This window comes from Paenibacillus agricola, from assembly GCF_011440305.1.
In the GTDB taxonomy this organism is placed as follows: Bacteria; Bacillota; Bacilli; order Paenibacillales; family NBRC-103111; genus Paenibacillus_S; species Paenibacillus_S agricola.
This window is the reverse complement of record NZ_JAAOIW010000017.1, coordinates 47,956-60,383: the sequence shown is the minus strand read 5'-3', so window position 1 is coordinate 60,383 and position 12,428 is coordinate 47,956. Positions and strand designations below refer to the sequence as shown.

General features: G+C 48.7%; 9 protein-coding genes and 2 other annotated features. All 9 genes read right to left on the bottom strand.

The features are described 5' to 3' along the window. Window positions 1-161 precede the first annotated feature (161 nt). On the bottom strand, window positions 162-974 hold the full coding sequence (locus G9U52_RS31065) for a class I SAM-dependent methyltransferase (protein WP_166154997.1): 813 nt from the start codon (window positions 972-974) through the stop codon (window positions 162-164). 114 nt (window positions 975-1,088) lie between these two features. Next, window positions 1,089-2,681 (bottom strand): 2-isopropylmalate synthase, encoded by a 1,593-nt coding sequence (locus G9U52_RS31060; RefSeq protein ID WP_166154995.1) that lies wholly within the window; start codon window positions 2,679-2,681, stop codon window positions 1,089-1,091. Between the two features lie 79 nt (window positions 2,682-2,760). Then, window positions 2,761-3,046 (bottom strand) — a binding site (T-box leader). A gap of 55 nt (window positions 3,047-3,101) precedes the next feature. Then, window positions 3,102-3,395, bottom strand: a binding site (T-box leader). 78 nt (window positions 3,396-3,473) lie between these two features. Continuing rightward, window positions 3,474-4,538 carry an alpha/beta hydrolase family protein gene (locus tag G9U52_RS31055; RefSeq protein ID WP_166154993.1) on the bottom strand — a complete coding sequence of 355 codons (1,065 nt, stop codon included), beginning with the start codon at window positions 4,536-4,538 and terminating at the stop codon, window positions 3,474-3,476. Window positions 4,539-4,637: 99 nt separating this feature from the next. Continuing rightward, on the bottom strand, window positions 4,638-6,035 hold the full coding sequence (locus tag G9U52_RS31050; RefSeq protein WP_166154991.1) for an NCS2 family permease: 1,398 nt from the start codon (window positions 6,033-6,035) through the stop codon (window positions 4,638-4,640). Between the two features lie 398 nt (window positions 6,036-6,433). Continuing rightward, window positions 6,434-7,972, bottom strand: coding sequence for a glutamine-hydrolyzing GMP synthase (gene guaA, locus G9U52_RS31045; protein WP_166154989.1), 1,539 nt, complete (start codon window positions 7,970-7,972; stop codon window positions 6,434-6,436). Window positions 7,973-8,284: 312 nt separating this feature from the next. After that, window positions 8,285-9,115, bottom strand: coding sequence for a sugar phosphate isomerase/epimerase family protein (locus G9U52_RS31040; protein WP_166154987.1), 831 nt, complete (start codon window positions 9,113-9,115; stop codon window positions 8,285-8,287). Between the two features lie 288 nt (window positions 9,116-9,403). Next, complete coding sequence (bcp, locus tag G9U52_RS31035) at window positions 9,404-9,886, bottom strand: thioredoxin-dependent thiol peroxidase (protein WP_166154985.1); 483 nt, start codon at window positions 9,884-9,886, stop codon at window positions 9,404-9,406. 74 nt (window positions 9,887-9,960) lie between these two features. Further along, a complete protein-coding gene (locus tag G9U52_RS31030) occupies window positions 9,961-11,340 on the bottom strand; it encodes a serine hydrolase domain-containing protein (RefSeq protein WP_166154983.1) in 1,380 nt (459 codons plus the stop codon). 298 nt (window positions 11,341-11,638) lie between these two features. Next, on the bottom strand, window positions 11,639-12,427 hold the full coding sequence (locus G9U52_RS31025; RefSeq protein ID WP_166154981.1) for an ABC transporter permease: 789 nt from the start codon (window positions 12,425-12,427) through the stop codon (window positions 11,639-11,641). Between the last annotated feature and the right edge of the window lies 1 nt (window position 12,428).

The following is a 12,428-nucleotide window of genomic DNA, read 5'->3' as shown; positions in this document are numbered from 1 at the left end:
AAAAGTTATCCCCTTAAAATGAAAAATCTGCGTATAAAAAAACGTTACTGGGCATGCCCTCAAGCCACTTACCCCCACTATCCACAAGGGCTGTGGATAACTTATATCCACAGCCCTTTTTTGCTAAAAATATTTTTGCGAATATTCTCACATTTTAACGGCTATATTTTCCTGCCCAGATATAATATATGTCCAGAGACACCTAATAAATAAGGATCTTCAGCTGTTTTTTTGAGAATGTCGATGACGGCTTCATACTCCTCATTCCCACGATCCTTCCAATAGCTCCACTGGTCTTTGCTCAGCAAGGAGCCTATGTGGGAGGAGCCGATCATTTTTAGTGTTTCAAAGCCGTAGGCCTCCATAAAGGGTTGGATGTCTTCAACTTTATAATAATACGCACCTGTGAATCTGCCCTCATCTTGGTGGTCGAAGGCTCCCGATTCCATAAAGCTGGCAATTTGGCCGGCGTGGTCATTGGGCTTCCAGTTCTCGGGAGCCATCAGCGAGCTCAGTACAAATCGGACTCTCGGCATAAAAGCGACAAATACCATTCCGCCTGCCTTGGTAACACGCGCCAGCTCTTGAACGGCTGTTATTCGATCAGACTCCAGTTGCAAATGATACAGTGGGCCCAGCATGAAAGAAGCATCAAATTGGCTATCCGTGAACCGGCTCAAATCTCTTGCATCAACAACTTCAAAGGCGCTGAATTGTTCGAGCAGACCCAGCTGCTCAGCCTTGGCCTTCCCTATTTCCACCAGCCGTGGCGTAATATCGGCTAAAGTAACCTTATACCCTTGCTCGGCCAATTTCATCGCGTATTTACCTGGACCGGCTCCATTATCAAGAACCTCACCTTGCTCAGGCAAATATTGCTGGATAAAATGCCAATTAATCGTAAATTCCAAGGGCTCCCGTTCCAAGCGTCCCCACTCATCGAAGGACTCATAATAGCTAATCACCCGATCCATATGCTTGCCACCTCTCTATTAAGACACACCAGCACCAGCATGACGAAGCCTGCACAACTAACATTTTTCCAGAGAAAATCATTCGTTGCCCTGTTGCTGAAGTCTACACGCCCTTTACGGAATCGTTATTTCCATATTCCCGCTGGCAAAAGCAGCTTGGGTAAGGTTGCCACGCTGATGCTCCCTTACGGCTTGGTTGCATGCCGCCATAAAAGCCTGGGCCACCGCGATGAGCACATCCTGATGAACCGACACCCCCCTGTAATGGTTCGCATCTGCACTAACCGTGACGACCGCTTCCCCATTAGCCTGCTCACCGGATGACAGGGAATATAGCTCCAGGTCGGTGAATTGAACCTCTATAGGCAAAGCCTGCTTGATCCCGGCAACCAAGGCTTCGACCGCGCCTGCTCCCGTTCCAGAATAAGCCTGCTCCTTGCCTGCCTTATTGTCCCTGATTATGCAAGATGACATCCGATGCCCCTCCGTACCGGTCAGCACCTGTGCCTGGACCAGTGTATAAGGCTCCAGCACCTCATTGACGGTATGCCCAATCAATTCCAGCAGCTGGTGGTCTTGCACTACCTTTTGCCGGTCAGCCAGCTCCTTGAACTGCACATAAAGTGATTCCATCTGCTCGCTGGACAGCTCTACACCGAATTGGCTGACCCGGTGCTTAATCGCATGCCTGCCGGAATGCTTGCCAAGAATGATCATGCTGCGTGGCACACCCAGCTTATCCGGGTCCATGATTTCGTACGTATTGCGATTTTTCAGCAATCCGTCCTGGTGGATGCCTGCCTCATGCTGGAACGCATTGCGCCCTACAATGGGTTTATTGAAGGCAATCGGGAAGCTCATGGCACGGCTTACCTTTTGCGAGACCGCATAAATATGCTCGGTATGAATGCCCGTTTCGACGCCCAGCGCTTCCTTGCGTGTTTCAATTGCCATAACCAGCTCCTCCAACGAACAGTTGCCTGCCCGTTCGCCTACTCCATTGACCGTTACCTCCACCTGGGTCACACCAGCACGAATGGCAGCTAGGCTGTTAGCTACGGCAAGCCCCAAATCGTTATGGCAGTGGGCGCTATATTCGACCGTCTTGCCACCCCGGACATGGTCCATCACTCTGGTAAACATCGCACCGTACTCCTCAGGAAGCGCATAACCCACCGTATCGGGAATATTGATGATGGTCGCCCCTTCCTCGATGACCGCTTCAATCATTTCGAACAAAAATTCATCTCCGGTGCGTGTCGCATCCATCGGTGAAAATTCAATCCGCTCGACGAATTGCTTCGCATAAGCTACCATCGAACGGGCAATTTGGATAACCTGCTCACGTGATTTGCGTAGCTGGAAATCCAGATGGATATTCGAGGAGGACAAGAACATATGCAGCCTTCTCCGTTCAGCCGCCTCGGTCGCGCGGATCGCGGAATCGATATCCTCCTTCACCGAGCGGGCGAAGCCGCAAATCTCGACGCCGTGCACCTCTTGGGATATCCGCTGGACCGCCATAAAATCGCCGGGGCTGGAAATCGGAAATCCCGGTTCGATGACGTCTACACCGAGCATCGCCAGCTGCTTGGCGATCACGATTTTTTGCTCGGGATGCAGCGAAGCACCTGGTGCCTGTTCGCCATCTCGCAGTGTGGTGTCAAAAATATGGACTCGCTTAGCTTCATTATTATGGATTGTCATGGGTAACGCCTCCTAGGGTATGGTAAATTGGATGGTAAAAACTTGCTTATGGGATGCAAAAAAGACCCATCGTCTCTAAATAAGAGACGACAGGCCTAAGGCCGCCGCGGTACCACTCTCGTTGATTCCCGGGCAAGGGAATCCGCTTATGCGCAACATATGGCGATGCTGAAAAGCCACCCCCTGTTGCGCTCCCCGGTCACGTGGGGATCCTCCGTCATAGCCTAGCCGCCAGACCTTTCGTCTGGATTCGGTTCGGCTGTACCGCTCCCGGGCGAGCTTCAAGCTTTCTTATGGCTGCGTCGCACCACCCCGCAGCTCTCTGGGCACAAGAAAGCTTTACTATTCCCGTTCATTGCGTTTGTTATATTTTGTGAATTTATTGATTTATTGAAACCAAAAAGGCCTGCCGTCTCTTAAATAAGAGACGACAGGCCATAACTTGTCGCGGTACCACTCTTGTTGACCCCAGCTGCTAGCCGGAAGTCCGCTTAGAGCACTGACGATGATTACGGATAAAAAGATATCCGGTACAGCATCAGCACAGGCCCGATCACGGAGGCTATCCGTTAGAACTTACTTGCTGATGCAGCGCTACACCGCTTCAGTTCTACCGCTCCCGGGCGAGTTTCATTGGCTTCTCTGACTGCGTTGCACCACCCGCAGCTCTCTGGACAGATCCGACCGATTACTATTCCCGTTCTTCGCGTTTATGATATTGTTTGTTAGTATAGTATGCTGGCGAAGCAATGTCAATGCCTTAACAATAAATTCCATTATCCCCGTTAACGATTAGATTACTAAGTCTTCAACAACCGAGCATTTCCCCTCAACCACCGTACCATCTGCTTTTTGGATCCGGTAAGCATAAGGCTTACGCGCAGTTAGATTCATAATGCCCGTCTCTTGGTCGTAATCTAGTATGGCCAATTGATCTATGCTCTCCAAATGTACTTGGAATGGTTTGGTATATAGATATCCACCTACCCACAGCCGGCCTGCTTCGGGGATGGAGATGGGCACACTATGCTCCAGACGCTGCCTTTCTCCTTCTTGCCTAATCAGGTTTCGCTGGTCATCGGTAATATGGTCCAAATGCCCCCATCCCCCTACACCCGTTAGCTCTGTGTAACGAAGCAAATGCGTTTTATTGCGCTGCTCTGCCTTTTCGATAAATTGTCTGGAATGCTGCACAGGAACCCGGATATCCCCATCTCCATGCGCAATGTATAAAGGCACCTGCAAATTATCCAGCAAATACAAGCCGCTGCGCGCCTTAAACCCTTCTTCATTCGCCTCTGGCGGGTAACCAATCCATATGTCCATATCGTCGCGGAATTCACCTTTTTGATCCTGCTTGTACCACTCCGCATAATCCGAAATCCCATACAATCCTACAGCCGAGGCAAAAAAATCAGGAAATTTATTCACCGCGGCCAGGACGTTCCCACCCCCGCCGCTTCCACCTTCCAAATGGATAATAGCCGGGTCAGCAATAAGTCCCGCATATTGGCTTCGTACGAATTGTACGGCGTCATAAATATCAATCAATTCCAAGCCGTTGCAGTCGGCATTACCCTCCGAGAATGCGCGCCCCCGCATATCAATCTGTACAACAAGATAAGGCGCTCCCGGCAGTGGCACTTCCCTTTTTTCGGGCTTGGGCATGCTCATATGCCATCCGTGTAGCTGGATTAATATCGAAGCTGGCTGCTCTGGCTTAATAATATTGGCTGCCAAACGCAGGCCCGGGGTTACCGATGAAGCGTAATAACGCAAGTCCTGGTAGGGTGAGATGAACTCTTCAAAAGGTGTGTTTTTGGTGAGCCTTTCAGCGTCCTCATAAAGATCAAACATCCATGATACCTCCACGGGTAAAGTTTAACTATAAATATAAGCTTTACAAGGTTCCAAGTCCATGCAAATAACTAAGCAAAAATCTGGATTTTTGTTAGATTACCCCTCACTGCCAATAAACACGTACCGAAGTACAATCAGGATAGCTAATACCCACATGAGCCAATGGATTTTATATTGTCCGCGCCCACCCAGCGTAGCAGCCGAGGCCAAAATAACGTAAGTCACAATTCCAAACGAAATGCCATTTGCGATATTGTAAGTGAAGGGCATAAGCGTAATAGTAAGAAAGGCGGGAATAGCTACCACATAATCCTGGAAATCAATCTCCTTGATCGATTGCATCATCAGCACGCCTACAACAATAAGCGCAGCGGCCGTAGCCGATCCTGGGATTAAGGCAGCAATTGGTGCCAGAAACAAAGCCAGCAGGAAGCAGACGCCCGTTGTAACAGCTGTCAAGCCCGTTCTACCCCCTTGGGCAATTCCCGCGGAGCTTTCCACAAAAGCCGTCAATGTGCTCGTGCCTACCAAGGCGCCGCCACTTACCGCAAAAGCATCGACCATCATCGCTTTGCCGACTTTTTTATTGCCTTCGGCTCTATTTTTCATAAATCCAGCACGGTTCGCAGTTCCCACCAGAGTACCAAAGGTGTCGAACAATTCAACAAACGTAAACGTAGCAATGACTGAGATAATCCCTACATTCAGTAGCCCTTTGAAATCGAACTGGGCGAAGGCAAGCTTGGTTAAATCGGGAACCCAGGTTGTTTTGGGATCACTTAGCATACCCAGGTTAACTTGACCCATGAAATAGCCGACCACCGTGGTTAACAAAATACCGAATAAAATGGCTCCGCGGACACGCAGCACCATTAAAATCGAGATGAGCACAAGACCGATGATACAAAGCTGGACGCCCGGATTATGCAAGCTTCCCATATGGATTACCGATTCAAAGGATAACACATCCGTAAATTTATTAGCAGGAATGTCCTTTTGCGATTCTACCGCGATCGTCATCAGTCCACTGTTTTTTAAACCGATAATCGCGATGAATAACCCGATCCCAACCGTAATCGCATGCTTGAGGCTGTCCGGTATCGCAACCAGCAGCATTTGTCGAACCTTGGTGACTGTAAGCACAATAAAAATCAAACCGGAAATAAACACCGCTGCCAACGCCATCTGAAATGTAAATTGGCCTTGGGACGATAAAATAATCGTGGCAAAGTATGCATTCAAGCCCATACCCGGCGCTAAGGCAACCGGAAAATTCACGAAAAGCCCCATTGCGATCGTCATGACGCCTGCGGCAATTGCTGTTGCTAGGAATACAGCCATCCAATCCATGCCTGTGGCACCCGATCCAAACGCACTCAGAATGTTCGGATTGACCGCAAGAATATAGGCCATCGTCATAAAGGTCGTTAATCCGGCCATAATCTCGGTACGTACTGTCGTGCCGTTTTCTTTAAGCTTAAAAAATTGATCCATTTTCCTAAATCCCCCCACAAAATTGTTAGAAGCCCCAAATCATGAATATCCATCCTTATTGTAAAAGTGCAGTCTTGGCTTGTCAATGGATTTTCCGAACAATAAAAGCCTGATGCCGGATCAAAGTTCGGAATCCATAGATATTTATAAGTAATTATTTGGATCTTTACTCACATATACCCTTACTACCGCATCCTCGATGTAAAGGAGAACAGACTGAGCACAGCATTTTCCCTACTACCATTTCATTGCCAAGGCAAAAAGAGACCCACAGCAACGGGCTGTGGGTCTGAAGAAAATATATTAAAAAGGGGGGTTACTTAGTAGTATAGACTAGCTTCATTAAGGAACGATGAAAATCTGATTACATGTTTGTTACAAATTGTCGGCTTATGTTACTACTCCCACTCAATCGTGGAAGGTGGCTTGGAAGTAATATCGTAGACGATGCGGTTCACGTTGTCGACTTCGTTGACAATCCGCACCGAAATTTTCTCCAGCACATCCCAAGGAATACGCGCCCAGTCCGCAGTCATCCCGTCAATGGAGGTCACGGCACGAATGCCTACAGTATACGAGTAGGTACGGGCATCGCCCATGACACCCACGCTTTTCATATTCGGAAGCGCCGTGAAGTATTGCCAAATCTCGCGGTCTAAGCCCGCTTTGGCAATTTCGTCACGCAGGATCGCATCGGATTCGCGGACGATTTCCAGCTTTTCCTCCGTAACCTCGCCCAATACGCGGATCGCAAGACCTGGCCCTGGGAAGGGCTGACGCCAGACGATTTCGGGTGGCAGGCCGCATTCTTCACCGACCTTGCGTACCTCATCCTTGAATAGCGCACTCAAAGGCTCTACAAGCTTGAATTTCATATCCTTAGGCAAGCCGCCTACGTTATGGTGGGATTTAATTGTTTGTGCCGTAGCCGTGCCGCTTTCTACGATATCCGTATACAGCGTGCCTTGGGCCAGGAAGGTGAAATCGTCGAATTGAACCGATTCCTCTTCGAATACACGGATAAATTCCGTACCGATCAGCTTGCGCTTTTGCTCGGGATCGTCTATGCCCTTCAGTTTGCCCATGAAACGGTCGCGCGCTTCGATTTTAACAACCTTCAAGCCAAATTTGCCTACGAAGGTTTCCATTACGCTTTCGGCTTCCCCTTTGCGCAGCAAACCATGGTCAATAAACATACATGTAAGCTGGTCGCCAATCGCCTTATGCAGCAAAATCGCAACAACGGAAGAATCCACGCCGCCGCTTAGCGCACATAACACTTTTTTGTCGCCGACTTGGTTGCGGATATCTCGAATTGTATCTTCAATAAAGCTTTCCATTGTCCATTTGCCTTCACAGCCACACACATTGTAAAGGAAGTTGTGGATCATGTCGTTGCCATAAACAGAGTGGCGGACTTCAGGGTGAAACTGCACGGCTAGCAGATTTTTATCCGGGTGGCTCATCGCGGCAATCGGGGCATGCTCTGTACTGGCATCAACAATAAATCCAGTTGGCAGCTCCACTACATGGTCACCATGGCTCATCCAGACGGTTTGCAGCTTATCCAGATCCTGTGCGAGGCGGCAATGACCGGCAAAATCAACCTCAGCTTTTCCGTATTCACGTTTGGATGCTTTCTCTACCTTGCCTTGAAGCTGGTACGCCATAAGCTGCATCCCATAGCAAATACCAAAAATCGGAATGCCTAAATCATAAACGGCTGGGTCGACTAATGGAGCATTTTCCCCATACACACTCGATGGACCTCCCGAGAACACAATCCCCTTGGGAGCCAGCTGTTGCAGCTTCTCCGCAGATGTGTTGTACGGCAATAGCTCGCTATAAACACCTAAATCACGAATCCGGCGGGCGATCAACTGGTTGTACTGGCCACCAAAGTCCAATACGACAATCATTTCATTCGGCTTGTCCATAATTTCCTCCTAAAGCATGCTCTAAATCAATAGTCATAATTATAAGCTTCCCCCACCGAAAGGGCAATGCTTGCGACGAAAATGATTGGGCCCAGCCGCCAGGGGAGAAAAGAACAGTCCATATGTCTGTAATAAGGAGAAGCCTTCTCTCCCAATTGCAAGGAGGAAGGCCTGGGCTCAAGTGTATTATTCCCAGAAACGGAGTATACCTATCCCTGTAACTGTGGATAAGTTATCGATGATTTGTGGATGTATACCACCCATATGTGGATAAGACATAGCTAATTGTGGACAAAATGTGGACAACGTCGTCTACTTCCAAGTACATCCTGCTTCAAGCAGTAGCTTTTTCAGCGCTTGCGATGCTACTACGAACAGCTCGGGATTAGTCTGTCCCTCAAAAGCCCCAACCGCTTTGAGATGTGGCTCCAAGGACATAAAGCCTTTATAGCCTTGCGCTGACAATGCAGCCACCAGCTGCGTCCATTCGCCGTCGCCCTCGCCGGATGGAACCACGCTGCCGCTTTCCTTAAGCGCGTCCTTCACATGCATATACGAAGTATACGGCTGTAACAGCTTGAACGCATCCATAATCGAGGCTACGCCACATTGAATGAAATTAGCGGGGTCAAACGCCGCGACCAGCGACTTCGAATCGCAAGCCTGCAGAATATCCAAGCAGCGCTCAGCGATATCTCCATACACATGCTTTTCATTTTCCAATAGCAGCACTACGCCCTCTTGCTCGGCCAGCACGCAAAGCTGCTTCATACGAAGTATAACCTCATCACGATACCTACTTGGTTCTTCACCTTCCGGAATAATAAAAGAAAAAATGCGGATATACGGCGTTTCGAAATATTTGGCCAAGTGAATCATTCGCTCCATTAATATGAAGTGCGGGACGAAATCATCTGTTACCTTAATTTTCCCAATTGGCGAGCCTATCGAGGAGACCTTAACCGCTCTGGAATCGAGCAGTGCTTTAATAGCAGCGGTATCCTCGTCGGTCATAGCAGCAACATTTTTCCCCCAAGCCCCTCGCAAATCCAAGTACTGGATACCCTCTGACGCAAGCACATCCAGTTGCACCTCCAGATCAGGCGAGATTTCATCGGCAAATCCTGTTAAAGTCACTTCCATGGTTAATCCCCCTAAATAAAGGCTTGGGTATCCTTGCCTTTCCTGCATGCTCCGGTATCCGAACCTCCATACATGCTCTTGGCAAATCTATCCTAGCATCCAGTTTACAACAAAATACAAATTTCTTCATCCTCAACAATAACCTCGAAGCCCCGTTCCGGTTACAATACCCGCGCATACCGGCGCTGCACAAGAAAAAAGCCATTCCGCCATGATCCGCTTAAGGACCAATGGGCTGAATGGTTTTTTGTTTGCGCTTGGATGAGCTATACCGCGCCTGTTATAGCCCTATTCTTTGGCCCCTACTGCTTCAAGCACCTCGGCTGCATGGTTTTTCACCTTTACCTTGCGCCATTCCTTAACCAGGATGCCATGTTCGTCGATCAGAAAGGTAGAACGGACAACGCCCATATACTCTTTGCCGTACAACTTTTTTAGCTGCCAGACGCCGAATAATTCGCATACCGTATGGTCTGGGTCGGAGAGCAATTGGAAAGGAAGCCCATGCTTGGTTATAAATTTGTTGTGGGATTTCAGATCATCCGGGCTAATGCCCAGCACGGCCGTATTGGTTTCCCCAAACAAGGGATGGGCATCGCGAAAATCGCAGGATTCCTGTGTGCAGCTTGGTGTGTTATCTGCCGGATAAAAATAAATAATGAGCTTGCTCCCACGGAACTGCTGGAGAGATACTTCTTCACCACTGCTAGAGGGCAGTGTAAAATCTGGAACAGCCTGGCCCACTTCAACTTGTAATTCAGCTTGTGCCATCTTCGGAGTCCACCTCATTCGTATATAGTAACGTATCTTAGAGCCCTAATTATACACGACTCTAATCCTTATCGTTACTCAGGCTTGTCCACTGTTGCCTTTAAGGCTTGAATCGCCGCAGTAAGCTTGGCAGCAGCCTCCGCGTTGGCAGGTAAAGGCTCATCGGACCGCACAGCCGTAGTTGCCTTCACCAGCATGCTTTCCGGCATATAGTCCTCTTTCTGGTTGTTCCCGGTCACAGCCATCACCAAATTTAAATCCGGCACTATGAAAATACGTTGCCCGCCTGAGCCCGCTGCATAAAAAGCATCATGGTCCAGCATCGCATTTCCCGTGTTAGTAACGGGCTTCAGCCACCAAAAATAGCCGTAGCCGCCTCGTGTCCCATCTGCGTAATTTTCGGCAACCCGTTGCTTGACCGATTCCTCTACCCAGGACTGCGGCACAATTTCCTTGTTATCCCATTGGCCTTTTTGTAAATACAACAATCCAAACTTCGCCATATCCCGCGCCGTTAATTGCAGCGACCAGGCTCCGATCGTATAGCCTTGCGGATCAAGTCCCCATGACATATTGGTAATGCCCAGTGGCTCGAACAGCTTCGCTTTGGCATACAGGCTCATCGGTACACCCAATGCCGTTTGCAGCACGCCGGACATGAGATGGGCGTTGCCATTATTATATTTGAACAAGGTTCCCGGCTGCTCCGTAACAGGACGATCCAGCACATACTGCAACCAATCCGGGGAATCTGCCATTTCAACGGAGGACCGCTCTGCTTTATTGTCCCATTCAAGCCCGGACATCATCGAGAGCACCTGGGCCAAAGAAATATTGGCTTTCGTTGCATCCCTCTGAACGCTAGGGAAAAAATCCTTTAGCTGCTGGTCCACCCCAGTAAGCAGCCCTTCTGCTATAAGCATGCCCGTAATGGCCGACGTAACGCTTTTGGTCACGGAATATTGCAGCTGCCGGCTCTCAGCATCTACGCTCTGATTATAACCCTCGGCCAATAAGTAGCCGTTGCGAATGATGACAAAGCTATGCAAATTATGGCTTTTGAATTCATCTACCATGGAGGCGACCATCGCGGAATCGACCCCTTGCTCCTCAGGTACTGCCGTTATCCAGCCGCTAGTCGGCCAATAGGCGGGCGGTTGGAGCTTGTCGATGGATTGCACTACTTTTTCTCCAGAGTAGGCACCTTCTCCGCTACCGCTTTTATTGGCCGACGGACTACAGGCCGAGATAACGGTAAAAATTCCGCATAATAACACGATGCCACTTAGGCGCAGTCTTGAGCGCCCACGCCACTTACGCGGCTTAGACCTGTTGCCTTCGTTGGCAAATTGGTGCTGGCTGCCTTCGCTCACAGATTGGAGCTGATCACCTTCGGTCGTAAATGCAAGTTTTTTACTGCTACAGTAGTTTCTCTTTACGCCTTGATTCGGCATTTTATCGCTTCCACTTCCTTCCGCTATGTATGTAAGGTACGCTCTTATGTATTTCCTTTTCAAAGGAAATTTATTGCTGCTTACCTCTAAACTATAACGCTAGTTTATGAATAAAGAATGATCTGTAGCTGAATGTAAGCTGAATTTCCAGATACATCCAGTCCGCCACAATCGCCTGCTACCCAGCAGAATCACAAAAAATCCCATTCCACAGCAAGTGGTTTGGGATTTCGGGAATTTCTAAGCGATAAACCTGCCAGACCTTCTGAATCGATGCCATATATCGTTAGTACCAGCCCTACGAGCCTGCACCGCGATAACGCTTAATGCCAAAGTTCCATACCATCAGCCCGAAGACGAGGAAGCCAGCACCGACGAGCGGAGTCAGCAGCGCAAAGCTTCCCCAATTCGCCCTGTCGAGGAAATAAGCAGCGGGATAGAAGCCAACAAAACCAAAAGGCAGCACCCAAGTCAATAAAAAGCCAAGCAGCCGGTTATAAATGGTCATTGGGTAACGCCCATAATTTTGTATGTTATAGATGAGCGGCAAAATCCCGGTTGGTGAATCCGTGAAAAAGGACATTGCCGTAAAGAAGATGTAAATGCCTCCATATACCATGATCGAGCCCGCCACTAGTAGGATAAACACGAAAGGATCATACCATGAGAGCTCGAAGCCCAGATGCGACCATGAATAAACCATAATCAGAAAACCCGTCAAGGCGCTGAACAAGGCGGATGGATCCATATTTTCCAGCATCAGCTGCACCAGATTATAGGCTGGGCGTGTTAAAATGCGGTCCATCTCGCCTTTGACAATATATTTTTCCGTAAAGCCGAACAAATTAAAAAAGGTACTGAAAATCCCAAAAGCGACCATAAAGTACCCATATACAAACAGCACCTGCTGCTCGTTCCATTCACCAATAACCTCGGTATGCTGGAAGACAACAAGAATAAAAAATAAATTAAGCCCGTTAAATAATAAATCCGAAAGCACCTCGATCCAGAAGTCAGAACGATAGCTTAGCCGCGTCTTCATGTAATTTTTGAAATAATCGAGCACCAGGCCCGCATAAAATGCCATC